The organism is Psychrobacter sp. Arc29, from assembly GCF_041431175.1.
Taxonomy (GTDB): Bacteria; Pseudomonadota; Gammaproteobacteria; order Pseudomonadales; family Moraxellaceae; genus Psychrobacter.
The window spans coordinates 82,174-108,621 of sequence record NZ_JASMRR010000001.1 but is presented as its reverse complement, the minus strand read 5'-3'; the positions used below and the strand labels follow the sequence as shown (position 1 = coordinate 108,621).

The 26,448-nt window shown below is 36.4% G+C and carries 23 protein-coding genes; all 23 read right to left on the bottom strand.

The window, feature by feature from the left end:
* Window positions 1-47: 47 nt before the first annotated feature.
* On the bottom strand, window positions 48-719 hold the full coding sequence (locus tag QO189_RS00475) for a PIG-L deacetylase family protein (RefSeq protein ID WP_371531044.1): 672 nt from the start codon (window positions 717-719) through the stop codon (window positions 48-50).
* The gene (gene pseI / locus QO189_RS00470; RefSeq protein ID WP_371531042.1) at window positions 712-1,761 is read right to left on the bottom strand and encodes a pseudaminic acid synthase; all 1,050 of its coding nucleotides are present in this window, start codon (window positions 1,759-1,761) and stop codon (window positions 712-714) included. Before pseI ends, QO189_RS00475 begins: the two co-directional genes overlap by 8 nt.
* Complete coding sequence (locus QO189_RS00465; protein WP_371531040.1) at window positions 1,762-2,439, bottom strand: formyltransferase family protein; 678 nt, start codon at window positions 2,437-2,439, stop codon at window positions 1,762-1,764.
* On the bottom strand, window positions 2,436-2,948 hold the full coding sequence (gene pseH / locus QO189_RS00460) for a UDP-4-amino-4,6-dideoxy-N-acetyl-beta-L-altrosamine N-acetyltransferase (RefSeq protein ID WP_371531038.1): 513 nt from the start codon (window positions 2,946-2,948) through the stop codon (window positions 2,436-2,438). Before pseH ends, QO189_RS00465 begins: the two co-directional genes overlap by 4 nt.
* Window positions 2,948-4,072: a UDP-2,4-diacetamido-2,4,6-trideoxy-beta-L-altropyranose hydrolase gene (gene pseG, locus QO189_RS00455; protein WP_371531036.1), complete on the bottom strand. Its 1,125-nt coding sequence runs from the start codon at window positions 4,070-4,072 to the stop codon at window positions 2,948-2,950. The genes pseH and pseG overlap by 1 nt, the downstream gene beginning before the upstream one ends.
* Window positions 4,073-4,198: 126 nt before the next feature.
* Complete coding sequence (gene pseC, locus QO189_RS00450) at window positions 4,199-5,356, bottom strand: UDP-4-amino-4,6-dideoxy-N-acetyl-beta-L-altrosamine transaminase (protein ID WP_371531034.1); 1,158 nt, start codon at window positions 5,354-5,356, stop codon at window positions 4,199-4,201.
* 406 nt (window positions 5,357-5,762) lie between these two features.
* Window positions 5,763-7,247 carry a capsule assembly Wzi family protein gene (locus tag QO189_RS00445; protein ID WP_371531032.1) on the bottom strand — a complete coding sequence of 495 codons (1,485 nt, stop codon included), beginning with the start codon at window positions 7,245-7,247 and terminating at the stop codon, window positions 5,763-5,765.
* A 24-nt stretch (window positions 7,248-7,271) separates the two neighbouring features.
* Entirely contained in the window at window positions 7,272-8,792 is a 1,521-nt protein-coding gene (locus QO189_RS00440; RefSeq protein WP_371531030.1) for a hybrid nucleoside-diphosphate sugar epimerase/sugar transferase, read from the bottom strand.
* A gap of 22 nt (window positions 8,793-8,814) precedes the next feature.
* Window positions 8,815-9,939 carry a glycosyltransferase gene (locus QO189_RS00435; protein WP_371531028.1) on the bottom strand — a complete coding sequence of 375 codons (1,125 nt, stop codon included), beginning with the start codon at window positions 9,937-9,939 and terminating at the stop codon, window positions 8,815-8,817.
* A gap of 25 nt (window positions 9,940-9,964) precedes the next feature.
* On the bottom strand, window positions 9,965-10,876 hold the full coding sequence (locus QO189_RS00430) for a glycosyltransferase family 2 protein (RefSeq protein WP_371531026.1): 912 nt from the start codon (window positions 10,874-10,876) through the stop codon (window positions 9,965-9,967).
* Window positions 10,876-11,916, bottom strand: a complete 1,041-nt coding sequence (locus QO189_RS00425; RefSeq protein WP_371531024.1) for an EpsG family protein — start codon at window positions 11,914-11,916, stop codon at window positions 10,876-10,878. The genes QO189_RS00430 and QO189_RS00425 overlap by 1 nt, the downstream gene beginning before the upstream one ends.
* A gap of 40 nt (window positions 11,917-11,956) precedes the next feature.
* Window positions 11,957-13,051 carry a glycosyltransferase gene (locus tag QO189_RS00420; protein ID WP_371531022.1) on the bottom strand — a complete coding sequence of 365 codons (1,095 nt, stop codon included), beginning with the start codon at window positions 13,049-13,051 and terminating at the stop codon, window positions 11,957-11,959.
* A 910-nt stretch (window positions 13,052-13,961) separates the two neighbouring features.
* Window positions 13,962-14,957 (bottom strand): glycosyltransferase family 2 protein, encoded by a 996-nt coding sequence (locus QO189_RS00415; protein WP_371531020.1) that lies wholly within the window; start codon window positions 14,955-14,957, stop codon window positions 13,962-13,964.
* Window positions 14,957-16,093, bottom strand: a complete 1,137-nt coding sequence (locus tag QO189_RS00410; protein ID WP_371531018.1) for a polysaccharide pyruvyl transferase family protein — start codon at window positions 16,091-16,093, stop codon at window positions 14,957-14,959. The genes QO189_RS00415 and QO189_RS00410 overlap by 1 nt, the downstream gene beginning before the upstream one ends.
* Complete coding sequence (locus QO189_RS00405) at window positions 16,090-17,262, bottom strand: glycoside hydrolase family 88 protein (RefSeq protein WP_371531016.1); 1,173 nt, start codon at window positions 17,260-17,262, stop codon at window positions 16,090-16,092. The genes QO189_RS00410 and QO189_RS00405 overlap by 4 nt, the downstream gene beginning before the upstream one ends.
* 64 nt (window positions 17,263-17,326) lie before the next feature.
* Window positions 17,327-18,511 carry a hypothetical protein gene (locus tag QO189_RS00400; RefSeq protein ID WP_371531014.1) on the bottom strand — a complete coding sequence of 395 codons (1,185 nt, stop codon included), beginning with the start codon at window positions 18,509-18,511 and terminating at the stop codon, window positions 17,327-17,329.
* Between the two features lie 199 nt (window positions 18,512-18,710).
* On the bottom strand, window positions 18,711-20,207 hold the full coding sequence (locus QO189_RS00395; RefSeq protein ID WP_371531012.1) for a hypothetical protein: 1,497 nt from the start codon (window positions 20,205-20,207) through the stop codon (window positions 18,711-18,713).
* Window positions 20,208-20,540: 333 nt separating this feature from the next.
* Window positions 20,541-21,176: a glycosyltransferase family 2 protein gene (locus QO189_RS00390; RefSeq protein WP_371531010.1), complete on the bottom strand. Its 636-nt coding sequence runs from the start codon at window positions 21,174-21,176 to the stop codon at window positions 20,541-20,543.
* A complete protein-coding gene (locus QO189_RS00385) occupies window positions 21,158-22,228 on the bottom strand; it encodes an N-acetylneuraminate synthase family protein (protein ID WP_371531008.1) in 1,071 nt (356 codons plus the stop codon). The genes QO189_RS00390 and QO189_RS00385 overlap by 19 nt, the downstream gene beginning before the upstream one ends.
* Window positions 22,228-23,097 (bottom strand): NAD(P)-dependent oxidoreductase, encoded by an 870-nt coding sequence (locus QO189_RS00380; RefSeq protein WP_371531006.1) that lies wholly within the window; start codon window positions 23,095-23,097, stop codon window positions 22,228-22,230. The genes QO189_RS00385 and QO189_RS00380 overlap by 1 nt, the downstream gene beginning before the upstream one ends.
* A 55-nt stretch (window positions 23,098-23,152) precedes the next feature.
* Window positions 23,153-23,857 (bottom strand): pseudaminic acid cytidylyltransferase, encoded by a 705-nt coding sequence (gene pseF / locus QO189_RS00375; protein WP_371531004.1) that lies wholly within the window; start codon window positions 23,855-23,857, stop codon window positions 23,153-23,155.
* A gap of 147 nt (window positions 23,858-24,004) precedes the next feature.
* Window positions 24,005-25,003, bottom strand: coding sequence for a UDP-N-acetylglucosamine 4,6-dehydratase (inverting) (pseB, locus tag QO189_RS00370; protein ID WP_371531002.1), 999 nt, complete (start codon window positions 25,001-25,003; stop codon window positions 24,005-24,007).
* Window positions 25,004-25,016: 13 nt separating this feature from the next.
* Window positions 25,017-26,381, bottom strand: a complete 1,365-nt coding sequence (locus QO189_RS00365; protein ID WP_371531000.1) for a hypothetical protein — start codon at window positions 26,379-26,381, stop codon at window positions 25,017-25,019.
* Window positions 26,382-26,448: the final 67 nt, after the last annotated feature.

Sequence of the window (26,448 nt, the reverse complement as noted above, 5' to 3'; positions counted from 1 at the left end):
ATGCAAATTATTAGGACAGACTATAAACAATTATCAGGTCATTGAAACTACTTCTTTATTTCTCTAACCAACGTGAACGCTTCAGCTGCGTGAACACCAACACAGTAACCTCTGTGCTTAGCAAGCAGCTCAATGTGACTGACATTACGTGAATGAGGAATAGCTCGCATCTCTTCACTATAAGCTTCCGATGCCTTTATCTTTGTAGCTAGATGATCTGTTATATCTATAAACACATTGGGTATAAAAGACATTAAGCCGGGCGTTTGCCATTCTGTACTTGATAACACTTCAAAAGCATATATAGCTTCGACAGAGAAATCTGGCTGCGGTCGACAGGCTGTCATAACAGCTTTGTGCGTCACTTGATGATCAATATTTAAGTCACCGATATGATGTGTATAAATAATTTCTGGTTTAATTTCAGAAATTTTAGATTCAACCTCTTTCACAATGTCCAAAAGTGGTACAGCATCCATGCTGTTATCGGGGAAACTTAAGTTAGTGGAAGATTTAACTCCTAATATTTCCGCAGCTTGCTGAGCTGCTGAAAATCTTTCAGTAGCCTCATCTGCCACTATTTCACGTGAACCTACACCATCTGTCATAAACAAAAGGTGTACGGTGTCTCCTTCTGCTACATGACGAGCGATCGTGCCACCACAGCCCATAGCCTCATCATCCGTATGAGAGGCTACCACAAGTACGGTCTTATTCATTGAACAAACTCCAATCAGTTGGCGTGCCACGTTTCACAGCTGTTTTTAGACTTTTACCTATAATCTCTTGCTCATATTTAGGAGCTAAACCATACCCAGGTCTAATACGGCGTATACAATCTTGGGTCACAACACTATCTGCTGGCATGTCTTTTACAAAATATACCGAACGCCTGAATACGGCATTGGCCTCTTCTGCAGGTTTTCTATCGTACCCTACCTCTCCAAGCGACAACCAAGAATCTTTTGTTTGAGAAACCAGCATTTTTAACTCATCAGGTTCTATTGAAAATTCAGAATCTGGACCTTTATCATTTCTATCTAATATGAAGTGCTTTTCAATAAGCGTTGCACCCAAACCTGTAGCAACGACAGCAGCGGTATTAGAAATAGTATGATCAGATAATCCTATTTGTACGCCAAACTTCTCTCTCATATCAGAAATCGTCAATAGGTTAGACTGTTCGACAGGCGCAGGGTAACTGCTCAAGCAATGCAGTAAGATTAAATCCTGACAGCCAGCATCTTTTGCTGCTGCGACCATCTCCTCGATTTCTTCAAAATTTGCCATGCCAGTTGACATAATCAAAGGTTTTTTGGTTGAGGCTACATACCGAATCAAAGGTAAATCTGTTGCTTCAAATGAGGCAATTTTGTAAGCTGGCACGTTCATATCTTCGAGTAAATCAACAGCTGTCTCATCGAAGGGTGTCGAAAAACAAGTGATACCTATATCACGAGCATGGTCAAACATCGCTTTATGCCATTCAAATGGTGTCTGCGCTTGCTGATATAAATCATAAAGTTTGTAACCGTCCCATAAACCACCTTTTATCAGAAAGTCGTCCCTATCACAATCAATAGTCATAGTATCTGCAGAATATGTCTGCAATTTAATTCCATCAGCTCCACACTTCTTAGCGGCGGTAATTGTATCTAGCGCTTTTTGTAGCTCACCATTGTGGTTTGCTGAAAGCTCTGCCAATACATAAGGTGGAAAATTTTGTCCTATTTTTCGTCCATCAATTTCAATATGAGACATTTATATATCCTTTAGTTTAATTTTAACAGTAGCGATAATTTCATCATCTATTCGTTTTGCATTATCGAACTCTAGTTGATATGACCCTTCTCTAAGAAAGGCTTTTGGATAGTCGGGGGCATCCAGCATACGTATATAATCATACACTTGGTCTAGCGTTAAATTCTGTGGTATCTCACTTTGCTTTGGCGTTCTTCGAGAGAATACTACTGCCTTCCCTTCTTGAGATACTGGTTCTATCTGATTTACGATGATATTAGCCATCATTTGCCAAGATAGCTCGCTTGCGCGTTGATAAATATCTTCTGCACGCCCTGCTACACTGAGTGGTTCTTTAAGATAGACAGGCCCTGTATCTAGACCTTCTTCCATTCTAAGTGCCGTCACTACCGTATACTTATGACCACGGACAATTAGATTTTGTAGCGGTGAACCCCCACGACCGTAAGGAACATCTGTCATATGAAAACAGATACATTCATAATTGGTAACAATATTAATGGGTACTATCCAGCGCCAATGAGGAAAAAAAATATATCTGGGAGAAAAACCGCCTTGTATTTTCTTATTAAGCTCAGCAGGCGTGCTAACATAATGCCAGTTACCCGCCAGATTACGCGTAAGCTCATCGAACATCTTTCTATTCCAATCACCGACGGCTGCTACTATATAGTTCATAGATCCCTCTTCAAATACTTCATAATGAGAACATCATGACCATTTTGATAAAAGTGATTACTCTTTGAAAATCCAAACTTTAAATATAAATTTACTGCTCTCTCATTCGAGTTATAAACCTCTAAATTTAAGACTCTAAAAGATAAAACGTTATGGAAGTAAGTTAAAGCTGACTCCATCAATAAAGATCCTATTTTTTCTACTTTTTCATACAAATTAGCGTATATACCAAAAGTTGCACTTTTTTCTTCTAAATTTATATCAGTAAAATAAACCACACCTACCAGTTGTTGTTTATACTGTGCCACAAAATATCTCTTACTATCGCTGTTTTTCAGACTATCTATGAAATTTAGATGGTCAGTCTTATCGATAATACCTTGACTGTGCATCTGCTCTCTAACCCTTGGATGATTACGCATTTTGAGTACGCACATTTTTATATCATAGGATACATCCGTAAGATCTAGAAGGTCGACTTCTCCTAAGATAGACGTATCTACTTTCATTATTTGTGTCCTTCTAACATATGATTGGAAACTCTTCTAGCACCTAATCCATCAGTTATTCGCTGAGTGCGAGACCCTATCAATGATATCCATGTCTCTATCGTTGCAATTAACTCATTCAGCTCGCTTATATCTCTAAGCAACTTAATCATACTATCACTAGCCAAATCTTCTGCTATTTTACGTTGATTTTCAGCAGTGATTAATTGAATAGTTGGCAACCCTAAACAGCAGCGTTCCCAAGTAGTAGCACCAGCTGCGCCTATCGCCAAGTCTGCATTACTCATCAACTCTGCCATATTACTAGCGTTAATTATTACTGTCGTTTTTACCGCCATGCTAGCTGCTTTACTTTTAATGTTTTCTAAAAACGGGGCAGTCTCTCCCATCACAACGGTAATTTCAATTTGCTGAGACAACTGTATACAAGACAATCCATGTAAAATCTGTTCAGTATAATTATCTGGATCAACGCCACCCAAAGTGATTAGGATATGGTTAACAGATATATTGCTATTACGACGTTTGAGGCTGTCCTCACGCCACAATGCAAATTCTGGTCGTAACAGGGAGAAGTCGGTACCTGCTAGTACTTTACAACTATTGGGGACCAAGCCTTCATATTTATTAGTGGTTGCCCCATAGTTTTGATCCAATAATAAATCTGCGATATGTACTCTGTCACCTAAGTCATCGATTACCATTAGTTTATCGTGATAAGGAGCGACCAAACTCTGCCAATGGTAGTCTAGAGCATAATGGTCGACGATAAGCCAGTCAGGTTTCAAATTTACTAAAATAGGTATACAGTCTTGAGCATCTTGCATCTGCGTTGTTCCAAGCCAGTTAGCATGAAAAAGCAGATGCTCCGCATCAAGTCCTGCAGAAATATCGTCTTTTGATTCATCGTTATCGCTCATAAAATCAAATGTACTGTCATTGCTGAGAACATAAACCTTAAAACAAAAATTTTCTATTTTTTTTATCAGATGACCTTCGTGATCGCGGCAGATAAAATAACATGCGCACCCTCGTGCACGAAGCTCATTTGCTAAGGTTAGACTGCGCATTACATGACCTGTACCCATTTTAATAGAGGCGTCAACACGAAAAACGAACGTCAAGAAAGATACCTACCCTATAAATACTCTGATTTTATTGTTATCGCCCAAACAGCAAAAAATGGAAACAATCATTTCCATAATCTTTTACACATAAAATTTTACTTATCAGTATCGATAATTGTCTTACTATTTCAACAACTCTTTAAGTATAGCGACTGTCTTATCCTGCTGAGCTTCTGTCATTGTTGGAAACATCGGAATGCTCATCGCTTCCTGATAATATTTTTCCGCATTAGGAAACTGTCCCTGCTTAAAACCCATTTTCTGATAATAAGGATGAGTATGTACCGGAATATAATGCAAATTCACTAAAATACCCGCTTTACGCATCCCCTCAAACACCTCTAGATGAGTTTTGCTGATTTGGTCTAACTTTAACCGTATCACATAAAGGTGCATACCAGAGTAACTATCAGGATGCTGCCACGGTAAAACCACAGGCAGATCTTGTAAAAGACGATCATATCGTCTCGCCAATGAATGCCTCTCGTCAACGAAAGTTTCTAAACGCTGCATTTGTGATGCGCCCAAAGCTGCTTGTATATCAGTCATTCGGTAGTTTAGCCCCAGTTCAATCTGCTCATAGTACCATGGACCTTCTTTTTCGTGAACCATTAACGCTTCATCACGGGTGATACCATGGCTGCGAAACAAATCTAGTCTTGTTGCCAGTTCTGAGTTATTGGTCAATGCCATGCCGCCCTCAGCAGAGGTGACTATCTTGACAGGATGAAAGCTAAATACAGTAATGTCACTATACTTGCAACTACCAATTGGCTCACCCCTATATTTGCCGCCAATAGCATGTGATGCGTCCTCTATAACACTAAAACCAAAACGTTGTGACAGCTCATAAATAGCAGCCATATCACAAGGCTGTCCACTGAAGTGTACAGGTACGACAATTTTAGGAAGCTTCCCTTCCTTTTCTGCAATAAGAAGTTTCTCTTCTAGCTTATCTGCACATAAATTATAGGTAGCCGGGTCAATGTCAACAAAGTCTACTCGGGCACCACAGTACAGTCCACAATTTGCTGAAGCTACAAATGTGTTAGGTGAAGTCCATAGCCAATCGCCCTCTCCAAGACCTAATGCCAAACAAGAAATATGTAGCGCCGACGTTGCGCTATTAACAGCAAATGCATGACGAACCTCACATTCATCAATCACTGCCTGCTCAAATTTAGATATTTGAGGACCCTGTGTCAAAAAATCTGATTTAAGCACTGTGATAACTGCTTCGATGTCTAATTGATTAATATCTTGACGACCATAAGGGATCATCTAAAATCTCCTGATTGTTTATAGCCAGCATCGATTAAGGATCAAGCTTACTAAACTTAATCCAACCCAAAAAAGGGCACTGGCTGATCGATACTACTTTATATCTTATCTAAAATCGCTACACATAAATTAGTACTTGTTACATAAATTTTTGATGAACGGTATATTAAGACGATGGATAGTAAATTATAATTTATTACTCCGGTATAATAATAAAATAATTCAAATTATTTGTATATTTATGTCGCTATTTTAATATCAACAATATAAATATATTACGGAAATAATACAGATAAAAAATGATAAATATTTACAAAAATAACTACCTTTTAGAGAAAAAACTTGTCTATTTAGTAAGTTTATCCTCTTATTGATGTTAGGAATGTCGGATATAAAGTTGCTTATCTCAATACACTATAAATTCCAACCCCACACCTGCTCCAATATCGCTTGACTGATTATCAGAGTCTACGCCCCATAAGCGAGATGTCACTAAAGTTTTTGGATTCAACTGATGTGCCCATGATATGTCAATAGCTGTCAGCTTATCCTTCATTGGAAATGCTTGGTTATCAGACTTTCCAGTGCGACGATCTAACTCTCCTGATTGATTGACCTTGACATATTGCAGTTTTGTATTTACAAAGTTCCGACTGTCGAGCCATAACCTACCACCTACTGATACACTCTCAGCATCACCGCCTAAAGAGTGTCCGAGTGGATAGCCTTGTTGGTAATAGCCATCGGTGTATAAAAAATGATCATAAGACACACCTTTTACTTCTCCACTACTACGAGTATCTGCGTATTCAGCATATAACTGATAGGGTTTTCCATGAGCTTCAGAAGCATAGTCTACGCCCGCTAAATACATATTTTTGGCTGGAAGACCACCCGCTTCATCTTCACCGATATATTGTCCGTAAACACTCGCTGGCACATGAAGTAGCGGTGCTAATTGTATTTTTGCATCGAAGCCACCCAACTGATTGGCTGGATCATCGTCTGCATTACCAGCAGTAGCCTCATTATCTTTGGTCCCTAAAACAGCGTCGCCGAATGAGCTAAAATTCTCTGGACGACCTTCTCCGCCCCACATAAAGGTTCGAGACGCACCAACTTCTAACCAAGGTAATGGACTAGCCGACAGTCTTGCCCCAAATAATTTGGTGTCTGAAACGGCCTCGTAATCATCCAATTGACCAGCAAACAGCTGATATTGCCAAGGGCCGACCCAGTTCAAATACTGATTAGTCGGTGCAGTTTGCGTATCACGCTGCATCGTAAAACCAGTAACCGGAATACTAGCATCCCCTCGGATAAGACTACCATCATTCCCTGGGCCCCACCATGCTGGAATTTTACCTGCTATTAACCATTGATTGGCAGCAGTTCCTGCAATATATGAACCCTCAAAGCTGATATCGTCACCGTTATCTACTAAGTTATCATTCTTTAAATTGGCTTGAAATTTCATTTCCCAGTTTTCTTCACTGAGTCCTATTGATGCTGAAAGCTGTTGGCCTGCCAAATGATCATCTGCAAAAGTTTGTGGCAACTGCTGACGATCGGTCTGTACATAAGCGTCTACTTCAGCCTTCACCAAGGAGTTGGGGTTTTTAGCAAGTGTTACACGGACTGACTGTAATACTTTTTGCTGTGCGTCAGTACTCACCTGAGCCGTGGTGAGTGCTTTTATAATTTCATTAGCAGTCAACGGCCATGTACTGGTGCTTATATGCGTCACGCCTTGAGCATTCAACCAGTCAAGCTCTGATTTTAGCTTCATGTCGTTCATATACAGGTTTTGAGCAGATGCGGTCGTTGACAATATAGAGACAGAAAATAAAGTACCAACACTCATGAGTACAGTTAGTTTTTTAGATATCATTGATGGTTTTTCCAGTATTTGAATTTATTTAACAGCATCACCACTACCTTTACCTAAAGCAGTGCCAATGATATAAGAAAAGTAGTTTTTTAGACTTAGACTATCGATCATCTCTTTATCCATTTTAGCCAAGCGTTCAGGTGTAGACATATCTACTCCACTTAATTGCGCCAGCCCAGTAATACCAGGTAGTACATCATAAACGCCTTGATCTGCTCTGGCTTTGATGAGATCTTCTTGATTGAATAGATTCGGTCTTGGACCTACTAAGCTCATTTCACCTTTTAAAACATTTACTAGCTGTGGTAATTCATCTAGCTTGGTTTTGCGTAATATCTTACCTAGCTTAGTGATGGAGGTATTGTCCACCAAATGACTGGCTACCGACTCTGTCGTCACTTTCATCGTGCGAAATTTAATTAGTTTAAAAGGCTTCTGATTTTTACCAATACGCTCTTGAACGAACAAAGGCGACCCGGTGTCTAAATAGCCTACTACTGTAGCAGCAATTAATAATGGAGAAGTAGCGACTAACCCTGCCGATGAAAATGCTATGTCTAACGATCTTTGCAACATCATACTATTATGATTAGTAAGACTTGATCTATAATATTGAGCTGTTTTTTGAATAGACTCAGCTGTCGTATGTTTGGGTTGCCAATCTAATAAGGTTTTGGACTTTTCAATATCGACTTGCAATGATCCTGATAGTCTTTCAGCAATACCGGGCTTACCCAAGATATTTGCTGCTATGTTAATCATGTTAGTCGGTATCGATAAGGCTTTATTTTTTACACCAAGACCCCTTGCTATTTTATCTAATAGTCCAGCTGTTGAAATATCATCGTCATCTGATATTAAAAATATTTGATTTTTGGCATTTTTATGATCGATGCACGTAATAATAAAGTCTGTAAGGTTATCTACCGATACTAAGCTACGTAAATTTGTGGTAATACCGCCTATCGGTAAAGGTAGACCTTTATAAGTCCACTTCATGAGAGAGCGGAAGTTACCTTTGACATTTTCGCCATAGACCAAAGTGGGACGGATAATTACCACTTCTAATGGTGTGGACTCTGCTAATTTGAGCAAACTCTTCTCAGCCTCGTATTTAGAGATACTATAAGGGTCAGTAGGGTATGGCTTTGATTCGGCAGTGTAAGGATGACCTAATTCTGTATTCTCGCCATTTACTTTAATTGAGCTGATAAAGATAAAGCGCTTTACCCCCGCTTGCACCGCTTGGCGAGCTAGATTGAGAGTGCCATCTACATTAACTTTACGAAATTCAGCTAAAGGGTCTGTAGCGGCTTCTTTCATAACATGGACACGAGCTGCTGAATGTACTACTACATCGATGTCTTTTAAGGCACCTGATAAATCGGTATTGTTCTCTAAGCTATTTAAGATTCTATAAGCACAATCTTGCTGTAATTCAGGCAGCTTACGTACCCCAGCTATAGCTTGATGCTCTGTAGTTATTAAACGCTTTACCAATGATTTCCCTACAAAACCATTAGCTCCTGTCACTAAAATATTCATTTCTAACCCCATTAGCGTTATTTTAACTATTTTTTTTCAAGACTAATTTATAAAAATCTAAATAGTTTTTCCAAACTTTCTCTTTTTCAAAGTTCTCAATGACCCATGCTCTTGCGTTAGGGTATCTTTCATTAAAATTAGGATCTTTAGAAGCTTCATCAATTGCACTAGCCACAGCTTCGAAATCTTGGAAAACAAATTTTTCGCCACTAACTCCAATTTTTACACTATCCTTAACTCCTATAACGTCATAAGCAAAAGTAGGGACACCGCAGCTTGCTGCTTCAATGGCTACATTACCAAAACCTTCACGATGAGTGAGAAATAAGTGTAAGTCGGCAGTTTTGAAAAAATCCTCAATATTTTCACTATAAGGTACATGCTCAACATTAGAATGATTAGATATGACTTTTTCTAAAAGTTCTTCCGCCTCTTTTCCTTCTACTGGACCTACTAAACAAAACCGAACGCTATTACTATCAACAATCTCTACAATCTTGACCAGATCCTGTAGTCCTTTATCGAGACAAATACGTCCAGCAATTAACACTAAAAACCTATTATCTTTACTAATAACTTCATCAGACTCCATATATATATTAGATGAGCCATTAGGGGTAAATATAGAAGCATCTACACCATTTGAAGAGCCAGAGCCTAATATAAAAGATTTTTTTAAATCAGCTATTCCTTCATTAACGTATGCATCCATTAAGGAATTAGAAATAAATACTACTCTGTCAGAAACAGATAACGAAATCTTATCCAAAAACTCATAGAATTTTCTCTTTCGACCTTTATAGTTCTCATAGGCTCTTCCTCTTACAATAGCAACTGTATTACTCTGACACGTAATAGAAGTTGCTAAACTACCCAAAAGAAGAGCTTTAGGAGTTGAATAAACTACTAAATCAAAACGATAGAAAGTCAAATAAAATGTCAAAGTAGTTAAAGATATAAAATCTTTTAATAATGACGGCCTTCGAATGAATTTTATATTTAAGACTTTTCCTACTTTACGCTCAATTAAACTTTCAAAATCTTTTGCACTGCCCCCTGAAATAAAAGTCATATCAAATTCTGAATTATGTTTAAAATACTCAAGCTGACCTCTACATAACATTTGATATGAAATTGCATCTGTCATTATAAAACATACTTTTTTAGCCAATTTAAATAACTCCCTTTGCTTGAGCGATGGGAACATACGTATTGCGTATTGATAAGATTTCAGCTTCGATCTGATCTCTTTCTTGTTTAGACAATATCATAGCATTACGACGATTGCGGGCAACCTTCAACGCAGTGTGAGTGAAAAACTTTATCGCAAAAGTTTTAGCCAAGTTGTTAGCAATTGCTTTCGCTTTCGTTTTGAAACTGAACACCTGCTTTGCATCATGTATAATCGTATGACGCCCCATTGAATAAGCAGTGAGTAACTGGTTCTTTGTCACATTACTATCTTCGCGGTAATAATAAAGTGGTTCAGAAATAAAAGCCACACGCAAATCGTTCTTAGAGTAAGACCGTACCCATAAATTGGTATCCTGAGATTTAAGCATGCTTTCTTTGTATGGGTTCCGCTTAAACCAAGCTGTTCTACCAAGTAGTGAAGCATGTACAATACCCGATCCTCCACCCAATAAATTTTTGGGTGAAATTGAGTGTTCTGGACTTACGCAGCGAATCCCAACAGGCTCATTATCATCACTTAGAGAGCATAAACCTGTAGAAACTAAATCAATTTCTGAATCGGACAACAGCAGTTTTAATTGCTTCTCTAGACGTACGGTAGATATTAAGTCATCTGCATCCATACGTGCCATGAAGTCATACTTGGCCAAACCAGCCGCTTGATTGAGACGTGCCGCTAAACGATAGTTATTACCATCTGAATAGACCGTCACTCTAGGGTCATCTATAGATCGCGCTATTTCTAGTGAACGATCGGTAGAGCCATCATCAATCAAAATGAGTTCCCAGTTTTTATGAGTCTGTGCAAATACGGAGCGTACCGCATCTAGCAAAGTGCGCTCTGAATTATAAAATGGAATACAAATAGTAACAAAAACTGATTCAGTCATCAAAATATCTCAAAAATAGGATTCATTATATAAGGAGTTAAGTTACTAAATTTGGTAGTTGCTAGAATAAAATAAACAAGAAAAAGTAACGCGCTTATACCAGTAATATAAACATTATTTATCTTTTTAAAGACAACTGGTAATATCAATATCAAAGTCCATGTAAAATAATTTAGCAATCGCTGAGGGCCAGATGGATTTGCACCTAACATTGCTACTGGTATAAGAAAGACAACACCCACCGCATAAAAAGTAAGTAGCTTCAGAAACTGTTCATGCTTAATCTTATAATAATGCATGATAAAGTATACGAAAATTAATAATATGACAAAGAACCCTAATGTCAATAATCCGCCTGCTGATTCAGAAACTTCGCTGTATGTCTCGTAACGTTCATTTGTTGAAGCAAGGTATTTGATCAAAAGTCCACTTATCAAGAACGAACCTACAAAGGTAGCTATCAGCTTATATGAAAGTTTTATCCTTAAGTGCACTAGAAAATAAAAAGGAATCATAAATATTGCTGTAATATGAAATAAAGAAGCTAAAACAATTACAAGCATATAAGGTATTAATTTTCTTTCCAACATATATGGTATAGCTAGTGCAAATATAGCCATTGCTATACCTTGCCGTAAACCATTAAAGAAAAAAGTATAGAAATTTAAAGTCACAAATAAATAAACAGAAAATAGATAGTTGGCACTATACCTTTTTATAACATTAAGATAGCAAAATACTACTATTGCACCTGTAATGAAGAACAACCAAAAATAGTTATGAGTAATTCGCAGTAAAAAATACTCTAACCACTGATAGCCAATTTCAACTGATTCACTGAACTCGAAATTGTAAATATCTAACTGAGTTCTAAACTCTCTTGTATAATTACCTGAATCTGTTCCTACGCGATAACTACGCATACCCGGGAATAAAGATAACGTTAGAAAAGGTATCCAAAATGCTTTACGATTTAGCGTTTTCTGCTCTAGTACTATCCAGAACATTACAAAACCAAGAACTAACAAATATGGCAGCATTTAGTCCTCTACAGAATATATCTAAAAATAGATGAGATAATTATAAACCTTTGTACACTTGAGATAGTATTTGTGCATTAGTTGAAGCATCAAACCCTTTCGATTTTAGCGTCTCTAGCGTTTGCTCTTCACTTGGCGAAACGTATTTTGAGCCTGATAAAGCAGATACCCAAGGTTCTACTGAGTCTATAGACAAAAAATCTACTAACTCTAATCTCAAGTCTACTTCTTTAGAAACCTGATCTGACACTAATGCTTTCAAACCGACCGACTGGCTCTCTACCAATACTACAGGAAAGCCCTCATGTAAAGATGGCATTATCATATAGTCTGCACTAGCCATCAATTCTGTGATATCAGTCCGAACACCTAAAAACTTAACGTTGTTCATCAAAGACAGATCTGCTACTTGTTGTTTCAAAATGTCGTATAGTGAGCCTTGTCCTGCAATATACATGGTAAAGGCTATGTCTTTACTCTTTAATGCTTGAGCAATCTTTAAAGAAAACTGGTGATTTTTGACCTCATTGAGCCTGCCTACTTGGATTATTTTTATTCCCTGCTCATCACTTTCTTCTCGGATGTAATCTTGCGATTCTTTCGCAAGTTTTATCACACCCTGTATATCTACAGCATTTGGCAGTATTAGTACTTCTTTAGTATTACCAAATAAATAGTTAGCAGCAGACTTACCACACGCAATTTTATAGGTGGCTATCTGCCGATTAGTCAATATAGCCCATTTTTCATATACTTTTTCCAATATGCCAGACTTGCCATTGCTTGTATTATGAGAATGAGAGATCCGATGCTTTATTCCAGCATATTTAGAAGCAAGTAAATGAAATGCATTGCTCAATAACATATGAGAATGTACAATCTCGTATTGAGGGTTATTGCGCAAAAAATGCCTTAATCTTACCATACGCTCGATCGGATTCTTCGCTAATATTGGAATAATCTTACCACCAAGATTATTAATTTCTTCATCGTAATCACCAACTTCGTTTGTAAAAGTTACAAAATCAAATTGAATCTGGGTATGATCAATATGTCGATATAGATTCATCAACATAGTCTCAGCGCCAGCACGATCCATCTTTCCTACTATATGTAAAACACGCTGTAAAGCCATTATTTTTCCACCTCAATATATTTTACATCAAATTCGTACATAGAGATAACTTCATCTATCAAAAAGACAAGATAATTCAAAATTACAAATAAAGATATTGTATAGTTTTCAAATATTAAATAAAATTCAAATAGTAATTAGCTGTTTCCTGAAATCTTTCTAAACTTTATTGTATTTAAAAAATTATTTGTATTGAAAGTTCCTATTTTATTATCTGAAGATCCTAATGAATATAGAGTCCAACTTTTATTACACGAACAAATTGATATCCTAGTGTTTGTAACCAGACTTATTTTTCAAATATTTCTAAGTACAAGCTTGGATCTCATTCATATCCAAGATTCCTTCAAAAGATACATCTCCTTTCAAAGTTTTCAATGTCTACGTTTAAAATATTTTTTCAGACTTCAAAAAATATTTAAAGCTATCTTAAGATCATGGACGACCCTTTTATTTACCTCTGCAAACTACTCTAATATTTGATATAGTCAAGCCTATATAAATCCGCTACATAGTTATCCTCGCTAAGCATACTAATGTATAACTTGCACTCGGTTTCCTTGTATCGAAATTATATTGAACCGACTATAGTAGTTACCAACTTTTTATAGGAAGAATATTTTTATGGGTTTATAATTCATTCAATTCCTAAATACTTGATAAGCATCACGACCTAATCAATGACAAATTATCTTTATAATAGGGATCTCACAGCGATCAACTCACCACTCGGCCTATCAAAATAACAACCCTTCCGAAAGGAGCAAGATGGGTCTCGATCCTTTTACATTGCATTTTAAGTATTCTAGGCGTTCTTTTTATAATTATTTGAAATATCCTACTGAATGCCAGATATCACCAATATACCATTGGTAATGCACAGATTATCAATAGCATATTGGTAATAGAATTAGTGCCGAGTATGTCTACGTGCTGGAGATAGTTGGTTGAGACCTTTTCGTATACTAAAAATAATAGGTATCGCTACCTTAGTGGGTAGTTTAAGGCTCAGTATTAAAAACCTCACTTTGAGAGGAATTGAACTGTAATTCTGATATTTATTCATTGTATCATTATGTTCCTTTGCTCTTATAAAAGCTTCTTTAAGATACTGACTTTCTATCATAGTTAATACAGACCATAAACATCTATAGGTACAAGATGCGAAAGCTTCTTTAACACTGACATCATTTGTAATTTTATTTATGTATGTTTCTATAAGAGAGTAAGCAACAAAAATATCCAACATTCTTATATCTTTTGAATTAGTGACTGATGATTTATCTTGCCAGTAAACATAAACTGGATAGTTCAAAAAAGCAATTTTTGGCTGGTAGACCATCAATAATTGGCTAACTAGAACTTTATCTTCCATATAACGAATATTAGTAGAAAATTTTATATCATTAAATAAAGTATTTTTAAATAATTTATTCCATAAGGCACTATGGTTTTCACCAGAAAGTATAGAGCACAAAAAGTCGTTTGAGTGGCTTGCTATTTGTGGAGAAACCTTTATCTCGCTTGTATCAGAAGCAACATAGTACTCTCCTACAACCAAATCAGATGAACTTTCGACCGCCTTCCGAACAAGATGCTCAATACCTTCCGGTAGTACGTAATCATCAGCATCTACAAAATAAATATACTCTCCTACGACCAAACTTAGTCCTGTATTGCGAGCAACAGAAACACCCTCGTTCTCTTTATGAATGACTCTAGCTCGCGGCTCTTGTGGTAAAAAATGTTCACAAATTTTCTTCGTATTATCAGTTGATCCATCATTTATAATGACAATTTCTATATTTTCATATGACTGACTAGAAATACTATCTAAACATCTCTTTAGAAACTGCTCTCCATTATAAACTGGTACTATAATTGATACTTTAGGAAAAATAAGCATTATGACTCTTTATTAAGTGAACTGGTTAAAAAGTTGATACCTTCATTCTTCAAATTTTCTCGTTTTTTATTAATTTCTTTCCAGTTTAGAGGTTTATGTAAAACCTCTGTATCAATGTCTACAACGCAATCAAATAACCTTTCTTCTAAATCAAACTGCTTAAGTAAGGATTCAAAACGGGTTCGTCCTCTACTTGTATTTGCAATAGCTATGAATGGCTTATTAAATATAATTGAAAAAACACAGCCATGGAATGAGTCTGTAACAACAAAGTCACTCTCTTGTAATGCTTTTATCCACTCTTCTACGGCAGGAAAAATATAATCCTCCGATGATTTGGCATAATTTTTATCAAATACTTTAGGCATGATAAAAAACAGCTCAGAGTTGAGTCTTGTACCAATATTTAGAAGCCCTTGCATACGTAGCTCTTTAGGATCTAATACATAGCAAAATATACCACGACCCCCTGAAGGGTAGGTAGAGGGTATATCTGCAACAGATAAGTAGTCTTTGGCTTCCAAAAGCATAGTTGGGTCGCACGTTTGAATAGCTGCAACTTGCATATTTTTCTTGAGCAAATCGATAGCACTTTCTTCCCTCACAGAAACAGCATCAAATGTTCGTAGAAGTTTGCTACAGCGAGTGGTTTCTTTGGTATCGAAACGCCAGTCATCTGTACCCAATGAAGCGGCATAGCTGATTTTTTTTAAACGTTTTTTCGCAAAACCTAAAAAATAAAGTGCTAAGTCAGGGCAATATTCTGGTCTCCATACCTGATCGCTACCTACTATGATAGCGTCTAAACGTTTTGCAAATTTAGGAGTATTAGAGAGTCTGATATGACCACTAGAAGGCTGTATATTATTTTCAACAAACGCTCTTGTATTAGAAGAAATACTTTTAACTTCCTTCTCATTTGGGTAATAAGGTTTTCTGAGGCCATACAAAAATTTAGCTTTTATCGAGCGCTTAGTATGACTTATTACTTTTTTTCTTTTACTTAGAGGTTCTCTTTTTACATCGATCAATATCGCTTGGTGACCGGACCTTTCAATAGCTAGTCTCAAAGCATAGGCTTGTAATATACCACCGTAATTATGCCAAAGTGGCAAAGTTAATATTCCAACTTTCATAAGGTTACCTTTGAGAGTAGTGATAACATAAGTCCTTGCGCTAACTCGGACGCCCCTTTGGCTCTAGAATACTTATTGATATATATAGTATCTCCAGAAGAGTTTGTGACAACTCCAGATGAATTTACGCAATGTTTAATAACAGAAAGAAGCTCGTTCGATTTAATACTTTCTAAACCTCCCTGTTGAGAGGCAAGTAGAAACATTAATGTAGCCGAAGAATCAATCGTATTGTCATTGGTATGACCAATGAATTGTGCCCAATATTTCTTATCCAAGCGAGCAGTATCTAAAAATTTAACCAAATTTTGGAGTGTTATCATGTATTCGTTAGGCTCAGCTAAAGAAGACTTAGCGGCTAAGGGTGCAAGTCCCAAAACCCACCAACCAAGTCCCCTGCCCCAGTTTACTGGACCAAGAGGCATGTTAAGTGTTAGGTCTATTGCATGAAATGGCAGAATACCATTTTTTTCAAGCCCTATATCCATCACATTTTTTATCTGTCTTTTAGCAAGAATAGAAGCTTGCTCACAATCAGTTATCTCTGAATACATTATTAGAAAGGGACAAACCAAACCTATCGTATCTATAAAGGCAACATTTACACCTTTACGATAACGAACAATACCATCATCGGCAACGAAAAAGAGAACATTTCTATAAACTTTATCTGAAGCAATAAGGTACTTTTTGGATTTTGTAATAATGTAGAGGCGTAAAAATACCAATCCAAACATTGCCTGATCTACTTTATCAAAAGTAAAAAGTAATTCACCATCTTCTGAAATAAAATCTCGACATCTTGCCTCTACTTTATTCAAATAGACTGATTCACCTGAAGACTCGTATGTATCTATAATACCTAAAAGAAGAAATGCCAGTGGAAAATTAAAATAAGCGTAACGTTTCTGGCGATCGTCTCTTTTAAACCAAGCTTTTAGCTTGGAGAGCTTCACATATAGGCTGTCTTCATCGTTGAATGACATAACAGTGCGCTTATTTTTAAGCATGTCTAGACTGGCACGAATGACACTATCGCTAGCTTGGGCTATATTAGGATAGTCTACTGTCGCTATAGGTTTTCGTTTCTTTTTATTAATAAAAATATAGAGACATAAAAAACTTACAATAGATGCAAAAAAAAGCGTAATGAAAAAGAACCAAACCATAATAAATCCAAGAATTACAAAAACATTGCTATGATCTAAGGAAAAATACACTGCCTAAAAAATATTATCTTCTGTGTTGCAACTTTCGCATCAGATTTTTCTGTCCTCGAGAAAGTGCATAACCATAAGCTTGCATTGGAATAAATCCAGGAGTCTTCTGTCCTTCTAGGAGAATTTCTATAGCATGCGAGCTTTTTAGCTTTTTAGCATCGTATATGATCCATCCTAAATATCTCGCTCTCTCAGAACTATATATCTCAAGATCGAATACGTGCGAATAATTATTAAGCACACCAAGAGCGTCCATCGCAACCATCGTCTTCACACATTTGAAACATCGCGAACAATTTCGTACTTGACTCTTTGAGCGATTTAGAAACTTGTTTGAGTCTGCAAGTATACAAACATTAAGATGGCTATTAGATGGCGAAAATGAGGCCACAGTTGCAATTTTATCGATTCTATCATCATGTAAGCCTGCAATCATGACCTCAAAACTTTCAGTGCATAGAGCTTTTGATACTAATAAATCATAGTGCGTTGCATCTCCTGATGCTGAGTCAAGCTTGAATTTTGAAACAGGATAACCAGATGCGTAGTAAAACTGCCGAAATAGCGATGGAAATAATAAAGCAAATGAAAGATTGCGAATAGAGTGTGTGGGCACAAATGAAGTATCAAGAATTTCACTAAGATTTGAATCAACTGTAATCAATGGCAATTCCATTTCTGCAGCCGCTTCGGCTACACTCTTGCAAGTTTGCTGAAATAACAACCTAGAACTTTCTCCACCATAATCTCCAAATGCGCCGCTATTGAACAAAGTCAAATGTGTTACGGGAAATGGGCTGTCAAAACTACTTGCTACTGCATGAAACGAATCAACACCAAGCGAAAGAGCAGTTCCTATAGAAGTGGGATTGAAAGAAAAATCTTGCGTTTCAGCGTTAACATTGATAATAGGTAATTCTGGATTCAAAACCCTCAAACCAGGGAGCAATATCTCAGTGACACCATAATACAGACGCGTAGAGACAGGCGTTTCGAAAGAAATATCCTGCCCTTGATAATGGGCTAATAGTACGAAAGCGACAAAAAATGCATCTCCACATTCTGTAGACATATACTTTGAATATTCATCCTTAACCTCAAACCAAAGGCGATCGCTACAATTTTTATATTCGTAATCGCAGTAAACTCTAGTTGCTGTTTCGAGATTTTCAATACCTATTTTATGAACTTTTATCATGGTTTTCCTATTGATTTTATTATATAGACTGCGGCAGAATCTATCTCGACTCTTATTATTAATTTCCTATGAATCTTCCAAACCATAAAATAGTAAGATCATCTGTAAAAGCTATCGCGAGAAATGAAAAAGCTTACTACGATTGATTCCGAAGTTTAATATCCCAGGGAAATAATCATCGTGATATTTGATATATTGTTTAGACATTATTGTTTCTTAAATTCAAAACGCCTTTCAACTTGTGGACGATGTTAATCATAGACTCATCCATAGTGACGTCATTATTGTCTAATAATGCTTTGTAATGCTTAGCTTGAACAAAATTACCTTCCAAGATAGCATGGAACCTCATAATTTCAGAATGCAGATCTTTATTTTTCTGTTGTGGTAATAATTGCAAAGCAGCTATAAGATCAGCTTTAGTTTTTACTTTAAATACTCTAGGCATCTGTTCATACCATGCTCTACCAAACACAATAGTTGGTGTTCCTCTTACTGCACTCTCCCAACCTATTGTACCACTTATGGTAGCCACTGCTTGAGCTTGGTCTATTAGCTCAAATGGGTCATAATCTACCGATACAAACTTCACTCGTGAAGAAATTTGGGAAATACGTTCGTAAAAGATTGGATCGCGACCTGATGCACCTTCTAGTTTGGAATAAAACTGAGATTTATGTTCTTTGATTACAATATCTGTACCCTTAGGCAAATAGTTGTCGAGCAATTGAATCATCAAAATCTGATCGGAGTAAACACCACCTGTTGGACACGATGTTTCTTCGGGCTGATAGTGTAGTGCAATTAATATAAATTTTTCAGACAAGCTTGATGTTATGACTGTGCTGTAAGTCTTTTTGAACATATCAATTTTTTTATTACGCTTATCTTCCATAACGTAAAAGTCATGCCATGAATACTGGGTTTCATTAGGAGAAAATCCTTTTTCAACCCAATAAGTATGTGGCTTGCTTGCGCGTGGCACATAACTGCGTATAAACTGTTTTACATGAGCTAAAGGTCGTGAGACACGACGCTTCTTATCGTTGACTTCATGTTTAACCATGTAGCTTGGAATTGCTTTTTTGTAATCACCCTTTACCTTAGCAATTCTTTCTTGAATTGATTTTGAGGGTAATGTTTCTTCTGCTGAGATATCTAACAACCTTGGCATGGCATCAATATCATCAATAATTATACTATTGCTGCCAAACGGTGTAAGCTGAAACATAATAAATTTTATATTCTTAATTTTGCAAACTACGTAAAGTGCATAATCAAAAACACGGTGAGGTATCGAAGGAGATATGACTAAATCGATATTGCTACTACTAACGATATTGAACCAATATCCTAAAAGATCGCGAAAAAAGTGTAAACGAGTTGTAAACGGAAAAGATTCTCCATCTGGATCGAGTCTATCCATCATTTTCAATGCTATAAGTTCATAATATGATATTGATCTGAGCTCTTCTTCATCAAAAACATATCGATCTATCTCCGGTGGAAACCCTAGCCCTTTCCAAGCATCGTCCATGTTTTGTATGTAAGCATTATTAGATATATTTTTTCTAAATAGATTTAGATCATAGCTCCAACAAATAATGTATGAAGGAATTATATTGAAATCTTTCTCAAGCTCTTGGCTTACTTTAATCCAAGGTTCAGCAATAGTACATAGATAAATTGCATTCATAATATTTGGTAAACTCTATAGCGTTAAACACTAAATTGAATGTGAATCCAAAGGAATTTGACTAATTTTAGAAAAATATAACTAAAAAAAACCTTAGAAGTGTTCTTCTAATAACTTCAATAGTTTATTTAACAAAAAACTAAATCACGTTATCCTGTCTGAAAACAGACCATAGATTATTACATTCTATTAGTATGTAATAGTTATTAACGCTATGAAAAGTATCAGACTTTCTATTACCTTCTAATAATTAAATAGGGCTAGCTTGCTATAATTTTTCAGCATTGGGTTTATCTGCAAAGATCATAATTGCTACTATGGCAAAAATAAATTTTACATTGATAAGGACATTGCCTTTAATATTTTCAAATTAGATCTAAGAGCGCCACCAAATCGTGGCCTGTCCTGTCTTTCTTCAACGTTAAAGAATATTTGAGTGAATAGAAAATTATTACTCGCAGCAAAAAGCATTAATTCTGTTCCGATGGACTCATAAGAATCAAAATATCCTAGTGCCTCATAAACTTTTGCACTGTAGCCTTTCATACCACATAGAGGATCTTTAATACCAAACTTTTTGTTAGTTGCTAGGGCAAATAAATGCTCACTGAACCGTGGTTTATTACTTCTAATACCCAAGACCATATCCGAGCCATTTTCAAGCGCATCTATAAAGCTTTTGATAAGTTTGGGATTGTGCTGTCCATCAGCGTCCAGCGTTATTATTACTTCGCAGCCAATCTTGTGCGCTCGAGCAAAACCAGAGTTTAGTGCCCCGTCGTAGCCTAGATTCACTGTATGATTAACTACTGTAGCGCCAGCTTTTAGAGCCAATTCTGCTGTACTATCATTAGAACAATCGTTAACTACAATAGGTCGACCATACTTTGACGCTGCCTTTACAACATCAAAAATAGTATTTGCTTCGTTGTAGGCAGGAATGACTAATCCTATTTTAGATCTATCCATTTAATATGCTCTCCAGACTTAAGATCGTGACGTACCGTTTGGCCAATAACTTTGTCAATATGGTATGGCGCTAAACCATCTGCTGGACAAGGACGTAACATTGTCAAATGGTCACGTGTGATAACCGTACCTTCTATTAAATCTTCAGTCAATCTAATAGAACGGCGTTGCACAATAGCGGTTTGTAATTCATTGTCTTCGATCTTTTTAACGCTTGAACCGAGGGCATATTCCAGTTCGCGAGAACGATCAACCATTTCTTTCCACGATACTGGATCCATAGAGAACTTATGATCGGGGCCTTCACGATTGGTATCATCTGTAAAATGTTTCTCTATTATTTTAGCACCTAAAGCAATTGCACCTAACACCGTAGCATGTCCAGGTGTATGATCACTCAACCCCAACACAAGGTTTGGATACATATCTTTGAAAACACGTAATACATTTAGCTGTACATACTTAAAATTTTCTAGGCTAGCTGTGTAGTTAGTATTACACTGCATGAGACAAAGTTGCTCATTAATTTTTAGGCCTGCTGATACAGCTCTAATTACGTCATCCATACTGGATGCACCGCTAGCAATAATATACGGTTTCTGCTTTTTAGCCACATATTCAATCATTTCAATCCACGTTATGTCTCCTGATCCTATTTTGTAGGCTGGTACATAAGGGTCAATATAATCAACTAAATCAAAACTATACGCACTTGTAAAGAAATCAATCCCTACACTCCCACAAGTAGATTTTAACTCTTCCGTCCAATCTAGATTGACACTTGCATCTTTATAGACTTCAAAAACAGACTTTTTCCATTTCTTTTGATGTGAAGTTTCGTCTTGAATATTTTTAAATCCAAGATCACTGACAATCGTATCTGCCTTAAAATGCTGAAACTTAGCAGCATTCGCACCTGACTCAGCTGCCAGACGTATAAGCTCTTTTGCACGATTAATGTCGCCATCATGACTTGCACCAATATCAGCGATAAAATAAACCGGTTTGTCGTTACCAATCTTTGTACCAGCTATACTAAAATAATTATTCATCAAATATATTCCTTAGTAACTTTAATAATTTCTTGGTTTAAGCAAGGTAAGGTAACTCCTAAAGTTTTTTCAAACTTACTGACATCCAATCTCATGTTTCTCGGGCGATAAGTTTTCACAATATCTACATCAGCAATTTTTGCTCTAGTCATGCTGGAAGTATTTAGTTGTAAAGCACTTGCAAATTTATAGGCAAAATCAGCTTTACTTAAACCACTTCTTGACCCTAAATTGTAAATTCCAGTAACGTCTTTTGTTATCACTAGCGCTATCATTTCACATAAGCAACTCATTGATAATGGGCTAAAAAAAACATCATCAAAAACTTGAATTTCTCTTTGATTTTTGAGCGAATGATATAACCAGTCTGTAAAACTAGAACGTTTAGGTGCATTACTTTTCCCAAAGAAATTGGTTCTTAAAATGGCAGAGTCAATGCATGAAGCAGCAAGTTCTCCTGCATATTTGGAAAAAGCATAGTAGTTTTTAAGTGTGACATTTTCTACCTGATGCAAGCCTTCACCATCGTAAACTTGGTCACTAGAAATATGAACTAGTTGTACTTTTTTTTCTTGATTCTTTATCCAAGATACAATATTTTCGACGACTTTAACGTTAATGGTATATGAATCATCAGGATGCTTTTCACAGTAATCCACATCAGTAAGTGCAACTAGATTTATTATGGCATCTGGGTTTATATCATCTAGATAGCTCATTGCTTGCTCATAGTTATTGAGGTTTGCATTGGTCTCTTGTTGTCGACCAAAATGCCCTTCAATAGTCCATTGAGGCAAATAGTCTTTATCGAAAAGCTCCTGCCCTAACAAACCACCTGCACCTAAAACTAGTAGTTTTTTGTCAGTCATATTATATTTTTCCGCAGTAATTGAAATTTCATAGTTGTAGTAACTCTGGAATCAATTACTCATCTAAACTACCTTTAGACTGCAGCACTTGATATAGAAGCTCAGCTAAAACCCAGTCATCAGGTGTATCAATATCTTGTACCAAATAGCGAGGTAGCATATATGGGCTAGCACTTTCTGACAAAACGGGTATTAACTGTTTAAAAGCTTCTGCTCTTCCCCAATAGAACTGACCTGCATCATGATATGCTTCTTCTAAGTCTTGAGACCTTTCATTGAACAGCTCAGGCTGGAACATCTCAGCCCGTTTATTACTGTTAATTTTGAATGCTCTTTGAATAGGAGCGGCATAGTTAGTGGCTGTGAAACAGTAACTAGCTTTACTCTCTTTAAACTGCCTGTAAGCTTTAATAATTTTTTTAGATGTGACTAAAGGCGCGGTTGCATAAATACACAGTACTTCCTCATAAGTCTCACCTTGAGATTCAAGATATTCAATAGCATGTTTAATGACTGGGATAGTCCCTGTGAAATCATCAGACAATTCTCGTGGTCTAATGAAAGGAACTTCTGCGCCGCAGCTCTTAGCAACATCTGCTATGGCTTTGTCATCTGTGGAAACGATAACTTTATCAAAGCAATCACTTTCGAGAGCAGCCTCTATAGACCAAGCAATCATTGGTTTACCACAAAAAATCTTTATGTTTTTTTGGGGTATACGTTTACTACCACCACGAGCAGGTATTATTGCAACTCTCATAAATTCTACCTATTTATTTTTTAGCTTATAGCCTGATATCTGAATATATACTGCATTTGTAATTTTATTTTAAAGAATAAAACTTTGTCCTAAGTCTTAACATAGAGACCTAGGACAAATAGTATTGTAATAGACAATCTACTAAGATTAAATGTTTCCAATTTTTTCACGATTAACATCAATCCACTGTTGCAAGTCGGCGTCACTCATCCATTCTGGGTTATTATCGCTAGCATATACAAAGCCTTCAGGGACACGTGTACCGTCTTTAATGCGTTCTTTGGAAGTTGCCCACTCATTAATAGTAGGCAAAATCTTGAAATGCTCAGGATATTCGTAGGTGTAATAGGCATCCTCAGCACTGATCATTTGCTCGTGTAGCTTCTCGCCGGGACGAATACCAATAACCTCTTGTTCGGCCTCTGGGGCAACTACTCGGGCTAAATCCGTCATTTTCATTGATGGAATTTTTTTGACATAAATCTCGCCACCAACCATGTCTTCAAAAGCATGCCAAACTAACTCGACACCATCTTCTAAAGAAATCATAAAACGAGTCATGCGATCATCAGTAATAGGTAGAACGCCTTTATCTTTTATTGACATAAAGAAAGGAATAACTGATCCACGAGACCCCATAACATTACCATAGCGTACTACTGAGAATTTAGAACCATGTTCTCCAGAATAAGAATTAGCAGCTACAAATAGTTTATCAGAAGCAAGTTTAGTAGCTCCATAAAGATTAATTGGGCTACTGGCTTTATCTGTGGACAAAGCCACAACACCCTTAATACCTTTATCGATACATGCATCGATCAGGTTCATGGCACCGTCAATATTAGTTTTGATACATTCAAAAGGGTTGTATTCAGCTGTAGGAACAATTTTAGTCGCTGCTGCGTGTACAACATAGTCAACCCCGTCTAAAGCACGATACAAACGATCTTTATCACGTACATCACCAATAAAGAAACGAACGCGGTCATCACCTGCAAATTTTTTTGCCATTTCCCACTGTTTCATCTCGTCACGTGAGAAAATAATTATCTTTTTAGGATTGTATTTTTCTAAAGTCATAGGAACGAAAGTGTTACCAAAAGAACCTGTACCACCAGTGATAAGAATTGTTTGATTAGTTAACATTTTTTACTGTACCTTATTTATTTAAATCACAAAATTCATCGATAACATCGACAACTATATTAATATTTTTCGGAACTTCACCGTCAGTAATACTGTGAAGATCTGTATAAACTAAGCTACTAGAGAGGCTCAGTAAGAACTCTTCTACATAATCTACTGGTTCTATATTGTCTAACACTTTTTCAAGGTTGTAAGCAAAGTTTTCATCATAACGAATCAAACCAGGATAAGATTCATACCAAGGAGTTCCAAATATAATGCAGTGCTTATTAAACTGAATAGCCTCCCAACCAGCAGTACCAGTAACTGTAGCGACAGCTAAAGAGTTCAATATCAGTTTTCGCGAGTCATAATCTGTAGGAACTATATAAGTATTCTCTAATTTGTTTATTTTGTCCCAATAAGATAGATAACGTCCTTTAGGGCCGAAAAAAGAATCAGAAAACTGTGTATAGTGCTCCTTGACAATAATAGATACATCTTCTGGTAGAGCAGCTCTCAATTTTTCTAGCATATATATTTGATCTGAAAAGTAACCACCCAATGGAGCAGTTGTTGCTTCAGGTTGGTAATGAAGCGGCACGTAAACGTATTTTCCTGAAGATATCTCGTCAGCTTGTTCAGTTTTCAAAGTATTATTTAAGTGGTTTTGTATCAGATTTTTTTTGAAATCAGCTGATAATTTACTATAGTAGAGAGAAGAGAATAAACCACTAGCTCCATAATAATTAAACGCATTATGCTTCCAGCTGTTTCGCATATTAATCTGTTTAATCTCTTTCAAAAATCCAGACTTCACAAAAGCAGGTCTTACAACCTTTTTAATCTTAGGTAGAAACTTATTTTTCTTGTCATTATCAAACTGTTTTTTCATGTAGTGAGGAGTAAAGTAAGTCCTATTATCATAAGGATATACTGATTGCTCTTTAAACTTACCTAAAGTTTCCGAATCTATAGTTCTTCTTTCAAAGAGATTAGACAAATTATCATCTGGAAATAAACTTTGCGTTAGATAATACCAGCCTTTGAAGGGCATAACATTAAACATAAGTGTTTTGATACCAAGTTTTTTCGCTATCAAATACATTGGAAAGTCATATAGTAGATGTGGCAAATTACTAAAAACAATAGCATCTGGTTTGATCTCGTAAAAAACAGAATACCAATAGTTCAGTTGTTCCTTAAAAAGTCTGTCTCTTTGGCTAAAAGAATAGCCTCCACCGTTGTCAGCACGATCTAATATCTTCAAATAACAATAATAGTTTTTTAGACTAAGACTATCTATATTAAATGACTTAGGATTTACTTTGTAAAGGTTTTTGAGTTCGTAAGCATCTACCACTTCATGAAAAAAACAATCATTTACTTCTTTTGACAACTCCTCATTGAGGCCTACCCAATAAGGGACCTCATAACCCAAGGACTTAATTTTTTCAAATACATCA